Annotated in this window: 20 protein-coding genes; 3 read left to right on the top strand and 17 right to left on the bottom strand. The window is 39.2% G+C overall.

What is annotated here, in order from left to right; genetic code table 11:
* Nucleotides 1-9: 9 nt before the first annotated feature.
* The 7 genes from DL897_RS08045 to DL897_RS08015 form a co-directional block, all read right to left on the bottom strand.
* Nucleotides 10-1404 (bottom strand): MFS transporter, encoded by a 1395-nt coding sequence (locus tag DL897_RS08045; protein WP_113658618.1) that lies wholly within the window; start codon nt 1402-1404, stop codon nt 10-12.
* Nucleotides 1405-1467: 63 nt separating this feature from the next.
* The gene (locus DL897_RS08040; RefSeq protein WP_168188709.1) at nt 1468-2394 is read right to left on the bottom strand and encodes a ketopantoate reductase family protein; all 927 of its coding nucleotides are present in this window, start codon (nt 2392-2394) and stop codon (nt 1468-1470) included.
* 48 nt (nt 2395-2442) lie between these two features.
* Complete coding sequence (locus tag DL897_RS08035; RefSeq protein ID WP_113658616.1) at nt 2443-3978, bottom strand: acyl-CoA carboxylase subunit beta; 1536 nt, start codon at nt 3976-3978, stop codon at nt 2443-2445.
* A 16-nt stretch (nt 3979-3994) separates the two neighbouring features.
* Nucleotides 3995-4771, bottom strand: coding sequence for an enoyl-CoA hydratase (locus tag DL897_RS08030; RefSeq protein WP_113658615.1), 777 nt, complete (start codon nt 4769-4771; stop codon nt 3995-3997).
* Between the two features lie 32 nt (nt 4772-4803).
* Nucleotides 4804-5685, bottom strand: coding sequence for a hydroxymethylglutaryl-CoA lyase (locus DL897_RS08025; protein WP_113658614.1), 882 nt, complete (start codon nt 5683-5685; stop codon nt 4804-4806).
* A 13-nt stretch (nt 5686-5698) separates the two neighbouring features.
* Nucleotides 5699-5914, bottom strand: coding sequence for an acetyl-CoA carboxylase biotin carboxyl carrier protein subunit (locus DL897_RS08020; RefSeq protein ID WP_113658613.1), 216 nt, complete (start codon nt 5912-5914; stop codon nt 5699-5701).
* Nucleotides 5915-5928: 14 nt separating this feature from the next.
* Nucleotides 5929-7272 carry an acetyl-CoA carboxylase biotin carboxylase subunit gene (locus DL897_RS08015; protein ID WP_338067079.1) on the bottom strand — a complete coding sequence of 448 codons (1344 nt, stop codon included), beginning with the start codon at nt 7270-7272 and terminating at the stop codon, nt 5929-5931.
* Between the two features lie 185 nt (nt 7273-7457).
* Here DL897_RS08015 and DL897_RS08010 point away from each other — a divergent pair, with 185 nt between their 5' ends.
* Nucleotides 7458-7931, top strand: a complete 474-nt coding sequence (locus DL897_RS08010; RefSeq protein ID WP_113658612.1) for an N-acetyltransferase — start codon at nt 7458-7460, stop codon at nt 7929-7931.
* A gap of 61 nt (nt 7932-7992) precedes the next feature.
* Here DL897_RS08010 and DL897_RS08005 read toward each other — a convergent pair whose 3' ends face one another.
* Nucleotides 7993-8607, bottom strand: a complete 615-nt coding sequence (locus DL897_RS08005; RefSeq protein WP_113658611.1) for an RsfA family transcriptional regulator — start codon at nt 8605-8607, stop codon at nt 7993-7995.
* A gap of 266 nt (nt 8608-8873) precedes the next feature.
* A complete protein-coding gene (locus DL897_RS08000; RefSeq protein ID WP_168188708.1) occupies nt 8874-9626 on the bottom strand; it encodes an enoyl-CoA hydratase/isomerase family protein in 753 nt (250 codons plus the stop codon).
* Nucleotides 9627-9757: 131 nt separating this feature from the next.
* On the opposite strand from DL897_RS08000, the gene DL897_RS07995 reads away from it, so the two are divergent.
* Nucleotides 9758-10006, top strand: coding sequence for a DUF2626 family protein (locus DL897_RS07995; RefSeq protein WP_113658609.1), 249 nt, complete (start codon nt 9758-9760; stop codon nt 10004-10006).
* A gap of 70 nt (nt 10007-10076) precedes the next feature.
* Here the strand turns inward: DL897_RS07995 and DL897_RS07990 are convergent, their stop codons facing one another.
* From DL897_RS07990 to DL897_RS07955, 8 genes are all read right to left on the bottom strand, one after another.
* Entirely contained in the window at nt 10077-11153 is a 1077-nt protein-coding gene (locus DL897_RS07990; RefSeq protein ID WP_145962209.1) for a class I SAM-dependent methyltransferase, read from the bottom strand.
* A gap of 40 nt (nt 11154-11193) precedes the next feature.
* Entirely contained in the window at nt 11194-12114 is a 921-nt protein-coding gene (gene cysK, locus DL897_RS07985; protein ID WP_240627314.1) for a cysteine synthase A, read from the bottom strand.
* Between the two features lie 50 nt (nt 12115-12164).
* On the bottom strand, nt 12165-12482 hold the full coding sequence (locus tag DL897_RS07980) for a rhodanese-like domain-containing protein (protein WP_113658606.1): 318 nt from the start codon (nt 12480-12482) through the stop codon (nt 12165-12167).
* A 69-nt stretch (nt 12483-12551) separates the two neighbouring features.
* Nucleotides 12552-13082 carry a thiol-disulfide oxidoreductase ResA gene (resA, locus tag DL897_RS07975; protein WP_113658605.1) on the bottom strand — a complete coding sequence of 177 codons (531 nt, stop codon included), beginning with the start codon at nt 13080-13082 and terminating at the stop codon, nt 12552-12554.
* 107 nt (nt 13083-13189) lie between these two features.
* Nucleotides 13190-13903, bottom strand: a complete 714-nt coding sequence (locus DL897_RS07970) for a cytochrome c biogenesis CcdA family protein (RefSeq protein ID WP_113658604.1) — start codon at nt 13901-13903, stop codon at nt 13190-13192.
* A gap of 24 nt (nt 13904-13927) precedes the next feature.
* Nucleotides 13928-14524, bottom strand: a complete 597-nt coding sequence (locus tag DL897_RS07965; protein WP_113658603.1) for a TlpA family protein disulfide reductase — start codon at nt 14522-14524, stop codon at nt 13928-13930.
* Between the two features lie 515 nt (nt 14525-15039).
* The gene (locus tag DL897_RS18015) at nt 15040-15255 is read right to left on the bottom strand and encodes a hypothetical protein (RefSeq protein ID WP_145962208.1); all 216 of its coding nucleotides are present in this window, start codon (nt 15253-15255) and stop codon (nt 15040-15042) included.
* A gap of 113 nt (nt 15256-15368) precedes the next feature.
* The gene (locus tag DL897_RS07955; protein ID WP_113658601.1) at nt 15369-15998 is read right to left on the bottom strand and encodes an MBL fold metallo-hydrolase; all 630 of its coding nucleotides are present in this window, start codon (nt 15996-15998) and stop codon (nt 15369-15371) included.
* Between the two features lie 161 nt (nt 15999-16159).
* Between DL897_RS07955 and DL897_RS07950 the strand changes: the two genes are divergently transcribed.
* Nucleotides 16160-16729 carry a YhcN/YlaJ family sporulation lipoprotein gene (locus DL897_RS07950; RefSeq protein ID WP_240627301.1) on the top strand — a complete coding sequence of 190 codons (570 nt, stop codon included), beginning with the start codon at nt 16160-16162 and terminating at the stop codon, nt 16727-16729.
* Nucleotides 16730-16818 lie beyond the last annotated feature (89 nt).

The following is a 16818-nucleotide window of genomic DNA, read 5'->3' as shown; positions in this document are numbered from 1 at the left end:
CTTATCAATCTATTGTAAATACCCACGTTTTCCTCTCCACCACAAGAAAAAGCTTAGGATAACTCCTATTACAGCACTTTGTGCAGCGAGATTAAACATATAACCAAATGCTATATCTAACGAAGGATTAACAGGATAATTGGGGTCATACCAGCGTGATAACCCTGGCTCCCATACATTTAGTAGTTGTGCCATCACCACAAGTCCTAGTGATCCTCCAGCAGCTCGAAACATACCAAGTACTGTTAAACCACTTCTCCAGCGTTCAGGTTCAACCATTCGAAATAATACATGATGAACTGGTGCCGATATGGTCAACCCCATACCAATTCCAAGTAACACAAATAAGAGTAAAATCAGCCACATGTTTTGAATCCAAAATAACAATATATAGCTCACTGCTGCACAAATAAATCCACAACCTGCAATAACTGAAAAAGATATTTGCTCCACCCATTTCTGAGTGACCCACACTGTAACAACAGATGCTGCCAAAATAAGAGCTAAAATACCTCCATACCAAAGATCATGCTGATGGAAGAAGTGAGTAAACCACCATGGCAATAATACCAATATGGCCCAACTAAATCCAGTCATCATAATAATAATATACAATAACCAAAGATATGGCTTTCCAAATAAATGCGGTTCGAAAAAAGGGTATCGTTTCTTTCTTTCTACCATAAAAAGAATCACAATTAAACCCAGAGCAAGAATCAACAACGGAAGTACACGGGGATGAATCCAAGCACGAAATCCAAGTGGTAGATAAATTCGGGTCATTGCTAACATCAATAAGATGACGATTAAACCAAAGATGGGTGTCCCCCAACTAAAACTTGTATGACGTGTCCCCATCATCTTTTGAGGTAGCCATTTGTTAAGTAAGAAAAAGAGAAAAAAAGCCAGTAATAAATATAATAAAAAGAAACTACGCCACCCGAGTAAACTGATCCACGTAACAGAAAAAATAGGGGTTAGGATCAATAAAGCAATCCAAATCAATCGAAAGCCTTTTGTACGAGAGATGTGAAACAAACGGTAAAATCTTTGAGATAAAAATGGAACCATACCACTGGCACCGAATGCTTGCAAGCCTCGTCCAAATAAAAATAATAACCAGTTATGGCTCACTGCCGATAAGACTGCTCCACTCGAAAAAAAAAGTAAAGCATATCCCATTTCTTTTCGTCGCCCCACCAAACTAGCCCATCTTTCCATCAAGGGTAACGCTACGGCAAAGCTAATTAAATAAATAGCTACTGCCCATACACCCCAACGGATTGATAACATAAATTCTCTATTGATCCAATTTAGTGCAGGGATTAATACAACCATATCCAACGCACTTAAATAAATCGCAATTGTTGAAGACATCATCGAAAATTTTTTTACATTTACCAAGGGAAAATCTCCTCCAAGTCATCCTTCTATTAATTCAGGATGAGTATTCTCCCCTTTTTTTAGTCAACCATTATTTTCTCGATGATGAATCCTTTCCACTAGATACTGATTATATGCTGTAGGAATTTTCTCTTCCTTTCCGTAGCGTATGATTGCCCCATTCATATAATCAATCTCCGTCTGCCTTCCTTGCAATAAGTCCTGAAGCATAGAAGAATAATTATTTTTCGTATTTCGACAAACATAAGCCACTTTTTGTATCATATCATCCAATTCAAAAGAAAATCCTTTCTTTTGTGCCACTGCTTGTACTTCTCTGCTTATTTTTTCGATTTCCGAAATATATTCCGATGATAATAATTCCCCATTTTTCACTTGATGTAACGCAGTGATTGGATTAACCACACAATTTATCGCTAATTTTTCCCACATTCTGCGAAAAATTTGCTGATCCATTGCGATCTGCAAACCTAAATTTTCTACCGCGATGATCCATTCTTGTATAGGAGGATCAAAAGTAAGTAACTTCGGAAACGGACCAACCCAAGTTTCACCTTTACCTGTATGCTTTACCGTATTATAAGAGCTCCTATGTGCTCCTTCCGTAGTTATAGCTGCATAAGTCCAAGGTCGATTAGCTAACAGTTCGATCTGTTTTTCATGTCCTAACCCATTTTGCCAAAATAACAGGCGAGAAGTGGGACTTGTTATTTCTTGTAGGATGGGAATGATCGGTGGTAGATGATTTTGTTTTACCATAACGTGTACCATGTCAAATTGTACAGGCTGTGGTAATTCTTCAATCCACATGGCTTGAACAGGAATTTGTTTTTTTCGCCCATCAAGGCTTTCAAAATCAATTCCATATTGGTTCAGCTGCTGTTGCTGCTCCTTAGAACGAGTTAGTAATGTTAAGGCTCCTGGTATTTGGGTAAAGCGAGCTCCCCACAATAAACCAAGTGAACCACAGCCGATAACTGCCGTCCTCATCCTATCACCTCCAAATAAAAAAGGAGCCATTAATTATGGCTCCTTTTATTATACCGGATAAACAGGATGTTTTCTCTGACTAAAGTGAACTTGTTTACTTTCATAGGCAGTGAAGCGATCAATGAGCTCTTGCCGTAAATCTTCTGGAGCAATTACACCATCGATAATCAGTTCACTGGCTAAACGGTAAATATCAATATCTTGTCTATACTCTTCCCGTTTCTCATGAATAAAACGGCTTCGCTCAGGTTCTTCTAACTCAGCAATTTTATTACTATATACCGCATTGACAGCTGCCTCTGGTCCCATCACTGCAATTTGTGCAGTCGGTAATGCTAAACAGCAATCTGGTTCAAATGAGGGGCCAGCCATAGCGTAAAGTCCAGCTCCATAAGCTTTACGTACAATCACAGAAATTTTCGGAACCGTCGCTTCAGACATTGCTGAAATCATTTTTGCCCCATGCCGGATAATCCCTGCCTTTTCTACTTGGGTACCAATCATAAATCCTGGTACATCAGCTAAAAAGAGAAGGGGAATATTAAAGGCATCGCATAAGGTAATAAATCGGGCTGCTTTATCTGCAGAATCTACAAATAAAACGCCTCCTTTAACTTTCGGTTGGTTGGCAACAATTCCAATGGCTCGTCCGTTCAGGCGAGCAAAGCCTGTAACCAGTTCCTTTGCAAATAATGGCTTTATTTCCATAAAGCTATCTTCATCAACTAATCCATGAATAAAATCGAGCATATCAAAAGGCATATTTTGATGATCCGGTACAACATCAGCAATAGGACGGGCTGTTTTTGCTGGCAATTTGGCTGGAGTCAACTCTGGTTTCTTTTCCCAATTAGCCGGAAAGTAGCTTAAATATCGCCGTGCAGTTGCTATCGCTTCTGCCTCATCTTTAGCTAAAATATCGCCACAACCACTTACTGTACAATGCATACGAGCTCCGCCCATCTCTTCGAGTGAAACTTTTTCACCAATGACCATTTCAGCCATTCGCGGAGACCCAAGATACATACTTGCATTTTTATCAACCATAATCACTACATCACAAAATGCGGGAATATATGCTCCACCAGCTGCAGAAGGGCCAAATAAAATACATACTTGTGGTATCATTCCAGATAACTTGACTTGATTGTAAAATAACCGCCCTGCCCCTCTTCGGCCTGGAAACATTTCAATCTGATCAGTGATACGAGCACCCGCAGAATCAACGAGATAGAGCATAGGCACTTTTAGTTTTTCAGCAATTTCTTGAATTCGAATCATTTTTTCAACAGTTCTTGCTCCCCAAGAACCCGCTTTTACAGTCGAGTCATTTGCCAACACACAAACGGTCTGACCGTGAATCTTTCCAATTGTAGTAATAACCCCATCCGCTGGTAAGCCATCTGATGTACAGTTCGCAAACAGTCCATCTTCTAGCTCAAAACCATCATCAAACAGCAGTTCAAGTCTCTTTCGAACAAATAGTTTATTTTGTTTTGCCAATTTCTCATGATACTTAGGCGCCCCACCTGATTTAATCTGTTTTTCACGTTCACGAAGCTGTTCTGACCAAGACGGTTTCATGTATGATCCCCCTTACTTATTCACCTTTATAACAAGGCTTTCGCTTTTCTTTAAATGCTTGAAGTCCTTCCAGACGATCTTTAGTCGGGATTAATGTTTCATATGCTTTTGTTTCAAGAGCAAGTCCAGTCGTCAGATCTGTTTCCATACCTTGATCGATAGCAAATTTAGCCTGTGCCACAGCGAGTGGTGCATTTTGCTTGATCAGATCTGCCATCTTTTTTGCCTGAGCAAGTTCTTCACCTGGTTTGACTACTTCATTTAACAAGCCGATTTCGAAAGCATGTTTCGCTGATATCTTCTGTGCAGTAAAAATCAATTCTTTTGCTTTTGCTTTCCCAACAATACGTGAGAGACGCTGAGTTCCACCAGCACCAGGAATAATCCCAAGCGATGTTTCTGTAAGTCCTAGTACAACATGTGACCCTGCAATCCGAATATCGCAAGCTAAGGCAAGCTCCATTCCTCCTCCCAACGCCATCCCATTGATTGCAGCAATCACTGGCTGAGGAAGCCGTTCCAAACTCGAAAATGTTTCTCGAATTTGGAAAATATAACGGCGAACTTGTTCTTCATTAAATGTTCGTCTCTCTTTTAAATCGGCTCCTACACAAAAAGCTTTCTCACCCGTACCTGTAACAATAACTACACGAGTATTTCGATCATACTTCAGTTCCGTAATAATTTGCTCTAATTCTTTCAGAGAAGAATAATTTAATGCATGGTATACTTCAGGGCGGGACAGGGTAATAATCGAAATTCCTTCCTCCCTTTCCCACTGAATTTGACCCATGATCTTCGTTCCTTTCTATTAGAAATGATCGGCTATTGAAAATAACTTCTTAGCACCTTCGAGGATAGCTTCTTACCTAATTGTTCTTCTAACCAGTGGCTCGTCTGGCAAAGCTCTTCTAAGTTAATACCTGTCTTTATTCCCATTCCATCTAACATATAAATTAAATCTTCAGTCGCGAGATTACCTGTTGCTCCTGGAGCATAGGGACAGCCACCTAAACCTCCCAAAGAGCTATCTAAAGTGGTAATACCACATTCTAAGGAGACATAGGCATTGACAAGTCCAGTTCCCCTTGTGTCATGGAAATGTACAGCCAACTGTTCACTTGAGAACTGCCTCAATAGCTCAGTTAATGCTTCCTTTACTTGATTAGGTGTAGCTACACCAATGGTATCGCCCAATGAGATTTCATAAACGCCCATGTCCATCAGCCGCTCACAAATCATAACCACTTGCTTTAAATCCACTTTCCCTTCATAGGGACAGCCAAAAACTGTAGAAACATAGCCACGTACTCGTTTTTGATGTTGTTTAGCTTCTGCTACTACCTCTTGTAAAACTGGAAATGTTTCCTCAATACTTTTATTGATATTTTTTTGATTATGTGTCTCACTAGCAGAGATAAACACAGCATACTCATGGATAGGAGTTCGAAGGGCTCGTTCCAATCCCTTGCGATTAGGAACGAGCGCTCGATAAGTTACACCGGGATCAATATGAAGCTGACTTGCCAATAAATCAGCATCTGCCAATTGCGGTACCCAGGTAGGATGCACAAAAGAAGTGACTTCAATCTCCTTAATCCCAGCATTTATTAATCTCTGTACCAATCTTTGTTTAACATGGGTAGGTATCATTAACTTTTCATTTTGCAAGCCATCTCGAAGACCCACTTCAACCACCTGGATCATGATCTCATCCTTTCTACTCTTCTATATCGACGAGCACATCACCATCATTAACAAAATCCCCTTCACTTACTTTTACTTCTTTTACGGTTCCATTTTGCTCTGCTAGAATGGGTATTTCCATTTTCATCGACTCTAAAATAATAAGAGTTTGATCTGATTCTACTTGATCTCCAGCTTTTACGAGTACCTTCCACACTGTTCCTGCCATATTTGAATAAACCTTTGCCATCTCATTCACTCCTTTTAAGCTTTGTAACCCATTTCCTTTAATAACTGCGTATGATAATTACCTTGTACAAATTTAGATTCTTCCAAAACTCGAATGAGTGTTGGGATATTTGTCTTGATTCCTTCAATTTCAAAGGATTGTAAAGCTTGCTTACTCTTTTCTAAAACTTCCTCACGATTGGAACCGCTTACAATGCACTTAGCAATTAACGAATCATAAAATGGTGTAACCACACTTCCTTCTTTTACGCCTGCATCAACACGTATTCCCTTTTCTTTAGGTATCCGAAACCTTGATATTTTTCCGGGAGAAGGGATAAATTGTTTTGGATCTTCTGCACAAATGCGAAACTCCATCGCATGCCCTTTGGCTCTTACTTCATCCTGTGAAAATGGGATGTTATTCCCCATTGCCAAATCAAGTTGCAACGATACCAAGTCTAACTCTGTTATACACTCTGTTACGGGATGCTCTACTTGTAAACGTGTATTCATTTCTAAAAAGTAAAATTCATCATTAGGTCCTACTAAAAATTCTACTGTACCTACTCCTGTATACTGAACTGCCTGGGCAGCTTGGATTGCCATTTCGTGTAAACGTATTCGGGTTTCCGATGAAATCGATGGGGACAAGCTTTCTTCAATCACTTTTTGATTTCGCCTTTGAACAGAACACTCTCTCTCATATAAGTGAAGAACTTGACCACTGGCATCCGCGATGATTTGTACCTCTACATGTCGTGATGGACTAACCCATTTTTCAATAAATAAACGATCATTTCCAAAATATGCTTTTGCACGGCTTTGTGCTGTTGGGAAAAACTGTTTCACATCTTCTAAAGTATGACACACATACATTCCAATTCCGCCACCACCAGCACTCGCTTTGATCATCACAGGTAACCCGATCTGTTCTGCTGCCTGAACTGCATCTTCAATAGTACTTATCTGATCAGCCCCAGGTACTACAGGAACACCTACATTTTGCATGGTTTGTCTAGCGACGACTTTATCTCCCATCAAAGCGATTACTTCTGGGTCTGGTCCTATCCATATGATTCCCTCTTGTATGACCTTCCTAGCAAACTCATCATTTTCTGATAGTAACCCATACCCTGGATGAATCGCATCTGCGCCTACTTCTTTGGCAACTTCAATCATCTTATCCATCTGTAGATAGCTTTTAGCTACAGGTGGCTCTCCAATACACCTCGATTCATCAGCGGCGCTTACATAAGGTAAGTCTTTGTCAGCTTCGGAGTACACTGCTACCGTTTTGACGCCTCGTTCTTGACACGTTCGAATAATACGTCTAGCGATTTCACCACGATTAGCAATTAAAACCTTTTGAATAGCCATACTCCTATCACTTCCTTTTGTAAAATAGAAATAAGTAACGGCAAAAAAATTATAATTTTCTATCTAAACGAGTAAATTATATCACTAAGTGAGATTTTCGACAAAAATAAATTGATTCCTCCTAGAAATTTTAATTGATATATAATAGGAATAAGAATGCACATTGATAAATGGGGGGAATAACTATGGGGCTATATCAGGTTGAAAAGTTAAAAATCAACTTCAAAACATTGGAGGAATTCAAAGAGTTTCGTGAGTATGGCTTAGCTGAATTATCCATGTTAGGTGACCTAGAAGCAAACCTGATAGAAAATGAATTGGATTCACCCTTTTATGGGATTTACCAAGATGATAAGTTAGTCGCCCGTATGAGTTTATATCAGATTTCAGGAAAATATGATCGTTATTTTCTGCCTGCTCAAGATCATTTAGAGCTATGGAAGCTAGAAGTATTAGCACCTTATCAACGAAACGGATTAGGGAGTGAACTAATCTCCTTTGCCAAAAGCTTTGGACTCCCCATTAAAACAAATGCCCGTAATCGTTCTACCCTTTTTTGGGAAAAGATGGGTTTTCAACCTGTGCATTATAACCCGGTTCGTGACCGTGGTGAAAGCCCTTATGTATGGCTACCTGAGGGTGTCTCTTTACAAGTATAATCAATTTTTCTCAAATAAAAAAAGTCCCCACAGCGTATCGTTTGTGGGGACTCTCCTGTTACTATTTATCAATCCTTTCTAAATTCCCATTCGTCTCCATACGGAATTTAGCTTTATGCATTCCATTCTCCTCTTCATCCAGTATAGTCATCTTTCGAGCCCGCTCCATGATTTGAATTAATGTACGATAATCATCATTGACTACTTGATAATTATTTTGCATAGAGTCAAGCTGACTTTTCATTGCATAATTTTCTCTTTCTAATCTCTCCATCTGCTCTTCTCGCTCTTGTAATTCTTTTTCTAACTGTTTCTGTTGCCTACGAAGCTCGCCTACCTCGTTTTTATGTTGCCGTAAAAAACGGATTATATGATCCAGTGAATAATTTGGATCTTGTAAATGATCCTCTCTAGATGTATATGTAGTATAAGAAATTCTTCTCTCCTGACTTCTTTTTTGTCTTTGAGCTTTTGCGATTTGAATTGCAGCTTCATATTTTTTTCTTACAGAGCTATTCCAGCGGAATCCACAAGCTGCAGGGGTTCTACCTAGCCTTTGTGCTACTTCTTCAAAAGCAGCCAGCTGAGTCCCGCCTTCACGAATATGCCGAAGTGTTACTTCTGCTAATACCATATCATCTTCCGCCATCCAAGCATCTTGACGTTTAACAGCCATCAGGCTCCTGTTACTGAAAACATAGACGAATATATCCATGATTAACGTTATCTTTATTTGTCCGCATTCATGGACTATTGCCTATATTTAAGTAACAGTATCCACCTCCTTTTACTTGATCTCGTATCATTTAAACAAAAACCTATTTGTTCTATTTGTATGCAATTAATATAAAACCTAGTATATGTAACTATTAATTTTTATAACCGAAATCATGTGGATGTATACATTTATCTCTCTTAAAAAAGTTACAAGCTTGTCTATGTTTACCTATCTGTTCTTCGTAAAAATTCTTCTACCTTTTGTCTATGTTCCTTTCCTTCCCAGAGAATAGAGCAACTTTCTGCTTCAAGAGGGAATGTCGGTGTAGCCCCATTGAGTCTAGCGATTTGTTTGTAAGTTTGAATAACCTTAGAAGGAATACTTGCCAAGTGTTCTGCCAAAGCTGTAACTTCATCTCTAAAATTTTCTTGTTTATAAAGGTGATCCACCAGTTGCAGTTCATATGCTTTGGTAGCAGAGATTATTTCACCCGTTAATAGTAAATATAAAGCTCGCCCCGAACCGATTTTTCTAGTCAATCGACCCGCTCCTCCCCAACCTGTCGTAATCTTTAAATGAACTTGTATAAAGCCAAATTTAGCTTTTTCGGAAGCTACACAAAGGTCACAACTGGTTAAGATCTCGCAACCTCCTCCTACTGCTGTTCCTTCAACTGTTGCTATAGTTAAACAGTTCAATTGATCCATTCTTTCTAGTAGCTGTCCCATTCGAAACATGATGGGATAAATCTCTTCTTTTTTCTCCAATTGGTGAAACTCCCGGACATCCCCACCTGAAACAAAGGCTCTTTCATCTCCAGAAAAAATAAGAACATGGAGTGTATCATCTTGTTCACATTTCGTAATAACTTGTTCCAATTCTTCTATCATCTGTAGATTGACAGCATTTCGCACCTCTGGTCGATGAAAACGAATCCAGCCGATCCCATCTTTTTTTGAGAAAACAAGTGTCTTCATTTCAAACATCCTTTCTTCTTAACTTGATACCCTAAAAAGCTCTAGGTATAATAAATCTGTGATCGTATGCACAAATTAGCAATTAAAGGTTCATAAAATGAGGTAGCCTTAAACGGAAAGGGGTGGGCTAGATGGCACGCATGTTTCATGTATTAGGTTTCTGGGCTGGAGTTATAGCACTTATGTTTTTAGCAGGAGAAATGTATATTCCAGCTATCCTCTTTTTAGTACAAACTGCTTTCTTTGTCATTTTAGGTGCACTTAAATTAACAGAAAAAACATATATGTACTTCTTTGCTGGATACATGTTTGTCTCATTCTGTGGTATGGTTTGGTATGCTACTTTTATGATGGATGGAGTACAAGCTGCCGTTCATTAATAATAAAAGCTCCCACTGGGAGCTTTTATTCATATTTACCCTAGTTTCTCTTTTACATTCCTTAAACAACCTATTTTTTCTGAACAAGTACTCGAAATACTTCTCCCATTCCATCTGGGTGGATCAATTGCTGCATCGCTCTCATTTGTTTTGCTTCAGGACTAAACGGGTTAGAAGCTGGAACCACTGGAACCAGATCCAAAATTCCCTGATCTAATAAAAAAGCTCCTTGTGTCTGAAATCCTACGGTTTGAAACTCTAGCTCCTCCCCCCATTTCATCAACGAAGAAAAATTAACATGACTTGTCATATCAATTTCCCCAAACAAAGAGTAGGGATCATCTAGTATTTGGTGATGGCGATAATAACGTATGGTTCCATTTTTACGTACGGAGTTAAAAAGCTCTTCTTGAGTGCCACCATAATCGATCGTTAATAAATACCCTGTTTCCATCCAGCTAGCCAGTTCTTTTAACCAATCATAAGCCTGTAAATTGACTTCAATCACTTGTCCTTCTGTAAGCTTAATTTCAAAGTCTTGGATAAAATGTTGCAAAGCTGTTGTGGATAATGGAGCCAGAACCTCATGAAAAATTTCCTGATCTTCATCAAAAGTGACACAGACTTCCTGTAAGTTTTCACCTACTTGGCAAATTCGATGCACAGGAAAAGCATCCACTAGCTCATTGCTATATACAATTGCAAATGGAACTTTGGGCAATTCTAAAATATGGGAAGCCCATTTGCAGGAGATGGGTAAACCAGATAGCCTCTTTTGCTGACATTGCCTCATATAGTCACTTGTTTCCACCAAAAAAAATTGGATCATATCCGGCGAGACACCTAATTGAAGCAAGCTACCAATAACCGCTTCAGTTAATCTACCATCCCCAGGTCCCATTTCCACAATAACATAAGGCTTATGACTCCATTTATGAAAAACACGACCTAATACTTTCCCTACTAAATCTCCTACATGCGCATTCGTAAAAAAGTCTCCTTCTTTTCCCAGTTTCATTTGTTTTGTTTGGTAGTATCCCCAATCCGGATGATACAAAGATAGCTCCATAAACCGGGAGAAAGGCAGTGCCCTTCTGGAAGACTTTTTTATTTCATCTATAACGATTTGTTGTAAGGAGGTAGTCAAAGCATCTGCCCTCTTTTCTACAAGATCAAGCACGGAAAACTTATAAGGACTTATTAGTATCGCAACCTTCAAATGCAAAAATATCTGTGCTTAGATAACGCTCTCCTGTATCAGGAGCTATGCAAAGAACCTTTTTGCCTGTTCCAAGCTGTTGAGCTACTTGTAATGCTGCCCAAACCGCAGCGCCTGATGAAGGTCCTACAAGCAAGCCTTCTTCTCGTGCTAAACTCCTTGTTATCTCTGTGACCTCGTCATCAGTGACATGTAGTATTTCATCATAAATCTGTTGGTTTAAAATCGGAGGAATAAAGCCTGGACTTGTTCCTGGCACCTTATGTGGACCTGGTTTTCCTCCTGCCAAAACGGGAGAATTTTTAGGCTCAACCACCGTAATTCTTAAGTGAGGCATATGCTTACGTAGATATTCTCCTGTCCCTGTAATAGTACCGCCTGTTCCCGCAGTGGCTACAAATGCATCTAACTTACCTTCCATCTGTTCTAAAATCTCTGGGCCTGTGGTTCGCCGATGAACATCTGGATTAGCGACATTTTGAAACTGATAAGGCATAAATGAATGAGGAATTTTCTTCATAAGCTCTTCTGCAAGGCGAATAGCCCCTGGCATCCGCTCACTACCGGGAGACAACACAACCTCCGCACCATATGCTTTTAAAATTCGAATCCTTTCCCTACTCATCGTATCTGGCATCACTAAAATCGTCCGATAGCCTTTAAAGGCTCCAACCATTGCAAGGCCAATCCCAGTATTTCCACTCGTTGGCTCAATAATAGTGGAAACAGGCCGAAGATGTCCTTGTTTTTCAGCCCAATCAATCATATTGTATGCAGTACGATCTTTGACACTACCGCCAGGATTGAATTTCTCTAGCTTCACAAAAAGATCTGCACTCGATGGACTAACCAATTTTTGCAGCTTCACAACTGGAGTTTGGCCGATCAATTCTGATAAACGATTAACAGTACGAGCAAAGGGGAATTGTCTTGACTGACTTACTCGATGGGACCTGTCCACTCTAACATTCCGCCTTTCATATTAAACAACGAGGGGAAACCGTGCTCAGCTAAAACATTAGCAGCAAAAACACTTCGCTTTCCACTTCGACAGATTAAAAGAAGCTTCTTCTCTTTGTATGGTAATAACTCTTGATAGCGTAATTCCATCTGATCATGAGGAATATGTATACTTCCCGGGATATGACCATTTGTATACTCTTCTGGTGTACGTACGTCGATCCAGATATAATTTTCTTTTATATCAGCAAAATCCTGACTCAACTTCTTGGCTTCTAGATCTTCATATTTCTTCATCGAAAACACCTCTTTTTCTTTTATTTTACTTTGAACTTTCCTTTTTAACATCATATTACTTCAAAAACTCTATCTCGGTAAAATCTGATTAATATAAAGCTCTAGCTGACTTGTATCCAAAGGACCTTCAATAAAGTTTTTAACTTTACCTTGAGGATCAATAAAAACACTACTTGGTAATGGCTTAATTTTGTACAGTCGGACTACATCGCGGCTTTTATCCATCAAGATAGGGAATCCAAGTTGATATTGCTCTTTAAAGTTCGAGACAGCAATATCCGTTTCTGCAATATTAATAGCCAAAATTTCAAATCCCTTATTTTTATATTTACTATACATGCTCTGCATAGCAGGCATTTCACTGCGACAAGGCTCACACCAAGTTCCCCAAAAATTAAGCATAACTGCTTTTCCTCGTAGTTGACTTAATTTAATTTCTTTACCATCTAACGTTTTAAGCTGAAAGTCAGGGGCAACTTGTCCTACTTGTGGTTTTTGGGCAGTACTTGGATTAATGACAAGGTATAAAGAATAACCAAGAGCCGCCAGTAATACCAGAAAGATAACGCGTCGAATCCATAATCGAGTTTCTTTCTTCATCATCTCACCTTATTCTATAACATCTATTATTTTTTGCTTCGATTGTAACACACTAAAAAAAAAGCTGAAATGACCTTTCATTTCAGCTACTTGCCTACAAAGTTGCACTAAAAGCCACGGAATCCACCCGTCAGCTGAGTTAACCATACAATAATCACCGTCAGCTGGTCTGTATATAGTAGAACCCCAAATATCACCATCAAAGCTCCACCGACTTTCATAAAACGGCTCGAATTTTTCAGCAACCATTTTGTCCGACCAATAAAAAAAGCCATTAATAAAAAAGGAATTGAAAAGCCCAAAGTATAAAAGGTGATATAGACAAAAGCACGTTCTGGATGTAGCGATGTCATTGCTAATACAGATGCTAAAATAGGCCCAATACATGGGGACCATCCCGCTGCAAAGCCCATACCAATGAACGTAGAACTTACAAAGCCTAGTCCTTTCTTTGAAACTTCCCATTTCTTTTCTTTCATCATAAATTTAGGACGAAAAATTCCGAGCATAAATAATCCCATCGCAATCATGAGAATAGCTGATAACATACGCACTACATCTTGATATGCTTTAAAAAGTGATCCAACCCAACTTACCGCAAAGCCGAGTGCATAGAAAATCAAAGAAAAGCCCAAAACAAAGAAAAAAGCATGAATCAAAGCTGCTTTTTGAACTTCGCGTGGGCGTGATGAGTCCTTAAGCTGCGAAACAGAAATGCCTGTAATGTATGATAAGTACGAAGGATATAGCGGTAGACAACAAGGAGAAATAAAAGAAAGAAAGCCCGCTCCAAAAGCAAGCCACCATGTGATTTGTTCCATTGTTTTTCTTCGCCCTCTCCCTTTCTAGTTGGTCAGTTTTTGCATAATATCATCAAGTACTTCTTGATTCATCTCCCCTGGGTGTTTATACATGATTTTCCCTTTCGCATCCACAATGAAAGTCATCGGAAAGCCTAAAACACCATAATGAGTTTGTGTAGTTGTTACATATTTCGGTCGATATGGATCTAAAAGAATGGGAAAATTAAAGCCGTTCTGCTTTACATAATCGCGCATTTTTTTCTCATCGTCAAATGCTGTTGCGTTTACCATCAAAAAGTTAACTTGTCCTTTATACTTTTGATAGGCCTTCTGAAGCATTGGCATCTCTCTTTTACATGGTTCACACCAAGATGCCCAGAAGTTAAGAAAAGTTGGCTTCCCATGATTTTGATATAACTCCACTTTTTTACCATCAAGTGAGGTCAAAGTAAAGTTTGGTGCACAATATCCTGTTTCAGCTTGCTCTTCTTCACGACAATCTGCATGAGTAACCGCTGCTTTTCCTTGATTTGCTCCTTTTTGCGTTGATGTCACTTGCTCTTGTGGCCATTTCCACCATATTGTTCCAACAACTGCAAATATGAGCAAGGCTGCAATTAGCCAATTTCTGCTTTTCATCTACATCACTGCCACTCAGTAGAGTAACAGCATCCACCCCCTTAATTGAACCCGATATTGTCCCCCCACAATCATGACAGATCTACTATTAAGAAAAAATCGGATAAAGTGAAAAAAAGATGACATTTTTGATCAATCTATTGAAAACTAGAGAGATTCCAATTGATCTTTTTCTTTTAACTCATGCAAACCCTCGTCTTTGTCTTAACATCCAGATACACAGTGGAATTAACAAAAACAGCCAAATAACTACTAGCGAGTTTATCAATGGAGCTAGATGATGGATGGCGTTTCTATAGGAGGTAACTTTTTCTTCGATGCTTTGATTAATTCGCTAGCTAGTTTCTTATTTCCTTCACTTAACTCCTTCGTTACATTTACAAATAAAGTGTATTTAACTTTTGAGTTCCTTGTGTTAACAATTGGATCCCTACTTCTAATTGCCTGCTTCCCTTTGCCAGATGTTTACTTCCTTTAATAAGCTTATCAACTTGATGAACCTGTGAAACTAGACTTTACCATTGTTTTTTGATTTGAGCTATATCTTGGCGAATTTGTCCTTTTATTTCAGCTATTTTAGGTGGAATTGGTAAAATTGGGATTTGCCATTTTTTTGTACGCACTTCGCTTATGATCCACTCAATCTTATCAATCCGACATTCTAAATTTTTGATATTTATTTTTCTTAGAGTATTCATTTTTGTCCAATGATCGCCAGACCATTTGCCCATCTGCTCAGCACCTTTTGCTAATTGAGTAGACGCATCTAAAATTTCCCCTGTTCCCTGTGAACCATATACAAAAAAGATAGTGCAATTAAGCACTACCTTTTTTGTATATCTATTTACCAACCAGTGATATATGGATTTTGTTCCATCTCTCGGCCAATTGTCGTTTCTGGACCATGCCCACACAAAACACGGGTCTCTTCAGGTAACGTCAATAATTGATGATGAATCGAATTCATTAAAGTCTCCAAGCTTCCTCCTGGTAAATCAGTTCGACCAATCGACCCCGCAAACAAAACATCCCCACTGATAAGCAAAGATCCGCACAAATATGACACACTTCCGGGAGAATGGCCAGGCGTATGGATAACTTGGAAATTTTCGCCGATGAATGTTAGTTTTTCTCCTCCATCCAAAAGGAAATCAGCTGGCTGACAAACAATCGGTTTTCCCATTAACAATGCGGAGCCATTCTGTTTAGGGTCTGTAAGCCAATCCTCTTCAATCCGATGTACATACACAGGTGCTTGTGTTAGTTGACGAACTTCTTCTAGACCACCAATATGATCAAAATGCGCGTGTGTAAGTAAAATTCCCTGAATCTTTAATCCTAGCTCTTTGATTTGGTTAATGAGTGGACTGGGATTCATCCCCGGATCAAATACAATGCCTTCTTTACTTTCTTCATCATATATTAAATAAGCATTTGTCATTACAGGTCCTAAAGAAAATGTTTCGACTCTCATCGCTTTGATTACCACCTTTACATAGTGAAATGCATTTTTCTAGCATTTCCTTTTAGTTCTTCCTCAATAAATTCCCATACTCTTGGGTTCACCATTACTCATACATTTTGTTCTTCAGGAAACACTATAGCTAAATGAAAACCGTGAAAGGAAGAAATACGATGCATCTACTTCTTAGACGATTAAGTATTCTCTTTGTTATATCCATACTAATCACAGGGTGTGAAACAAGTAATAAGCCACCAGCTAAAGAAGCAACACCGGGTCCTAACCAACCTATTTCTCATACAGAACGAGTCAAGCAAACCATTCCACAGCCAAAACGGGATCAATCATCACAAGCCATCGCCAATCGATTGGTCAACCTTGCGACAAGCGTTCCTCATGTACGTGGAGCAACCGCAGTTGTACTCGGAAAGTATACGATTGTTGGGATTGATTTAGATCCGCGTTTAGATCGTGGACGTGTGGGAACAGTTAAGTACACGGTTGCACAAGCTTTACATGAAGACCCTCAAGGAGCTCGCGCACTGGTAACTGCTGACATTGATCTTGTTCAACGATTACGCGATGTGAATCATGATATTCGGCAAGGTCGCCCTCTTGGTGGCATACTTGAAGAACTAGCAGATATCACCAATCGTATTGTGCCACAGCCTTCTAGAGAAGCTCCCAAACGAGAAGAACCACCTACACGTACCAATGAACAACGTCTAAAACAAACACCTTAAATAAATATCATCCACTTTCTCATACTTAGGATAAACTCCGATATCAGGAATGGGTTCATGAAAATAACCCATTCCTGGTACAAAAGCTT

It is taken from the genome of Thermoflavimicrobium daqui, assembly GCF_003313465.1.
Taxonomy (GTDB): domain Bacteria; phylum Bacillota; class Bacilli; order Thermoactinomycetales; family Thermoactinomycetaceae; genus Thermoflavimicrobium; species Thermoflavimicrobium daqui.
Note: the sequence above shows the minus strand (reverse complement) of the source record. Positions and strands in the feature narration are given on the sequence as shown.

What these genes read in the sequence shown, in the direction of transcription:
- DL897_RS08040 (WP_168188709.1), bottom strand. Translation starts at nt 2,394, where the DNA reads ATGAGGACGGCAGTTATCGGCTGTGGTTCACTTGGTTTATTGTGGGGA.
- DL897_RS08035 (WP_113658616.1), bottom strand. Translation starts at nt 3,978, where the DNA reads ATGAAACCGTCTTGGTCAGAACAGCTTCGTGAACGTGAAAAACAGATT.
- DL897_RS08030 (WP_113658615.1), bottom strand. Translation starts at nt 4,771, where the DNA reads ATGGGTCAAATTCAGTGGGAAAGGGAGGAAGGAATTTCGATTATTACC.
- DL897_RS08025 (WP_113658614.1), bottom strand. Translation starts at nt 5,685, where the DNA reads ATGATCCAGGTGGTTGAAGTGGGTCTTCGAGATGGCTTGCAAAATGAA.
- DL897_RS08020 (WP_113658613.1), bottom strand. Translation starts at nt 5,914, where the DNA reads ATGGCAAAGGTTTATTCAAATATGGCAGGAACAGTGTGGAAGGTACTC.
- DL897_RS08015 (WP_338067079.1), bottom strand. Translation starts at nt 7,272, where the DNA reads ATGGCTATTCAAAAGGTTTTAATTGCTAATCGTGGTGAAATCGCTAGA.
- DL897_RS08010 (WP_113658612.1), top strand. Translation starts at nt 7,458, where the DNA reads ATGGGGCTATATCAGGTTGAAAAGTTAAAAATCAACTTCAAAACATTG.
- DL897_RS08005 (WP_113658611.1), bottom strand. Translation starts at nt 8,607, where the DNA reads ATGGCTGTTAAACGTCAAGATGCTTGGATGGCGGAAGATGATATGGTA.
- DL897_RS08000 (WP_168188708.1), bottom strand. Translation starts at nt 9,626, where the DNA reads ATGAAGACACTTGTTTTCTCAAAAAAAGATGGGATCGGCTGGATTCGT.
- DL897_RS07995 (WP_113658609.1), top strand. Translation starts at nt 9,758, where the DNA reads ATGGCACGCATGTTTCATGTATTAGGTTTCTGGGCTGGAGTTATAGCA.
- DL897_RS07980 (WP_113658606.1), bottom strand. Translation starts at nt 12,482, where the DNA reads ATGAAGAAATATGAAGATCTAGAAGCCAAGAAGTTGAGTCAGGATTTT.
- resA (WP_113658605.1), bottom strand. Translation starts at nt 13,082, where the DNA reads ATGAAGAAAGAAACTCGATTATGGATTCGACGCGTTATCTTTCTGGTA.
- DL897_RS07970 (WP_113658604.1), bottom strand. Translation starts at nt 13,903, where the DNA reads ATGGAACAAATCACATGGTGGCTTGCTTTTGGAGCGGGCTTTCTTTCT.
- DL897_RS07965 (WP_113658603.1), bottom strand. Translation starts at nt 14,524, where the DNA reads ATGAAAAGCAGAAATTGGCTAATTGCAGCCTTGCTCATATTTGCAGTT.
- DL897_RS18015 (WP_145962208.1), bottom strand. Translation starts at nt 15,255, where the DNA reads ATGGGCAAATGGTCTGGCGATCATTGGACAAAAATGAATACTCTAAGA.
- DL897_RS07955 (WP_113658601.1), bottom strand. Translation starts at nt 15,998, where the DNA reads ATGAGAGTCGAAACATTTTCTTTAGGACCTGTAATGACAAATGCTTAT.
- DL897_RS07950 (WP_240627301.1), top strand. Translation starts at nt 16,160, where the DNA reads ATGCATCTACTTCTTAGACGATTAAGTATTCTCTTTGTTATATCCATA.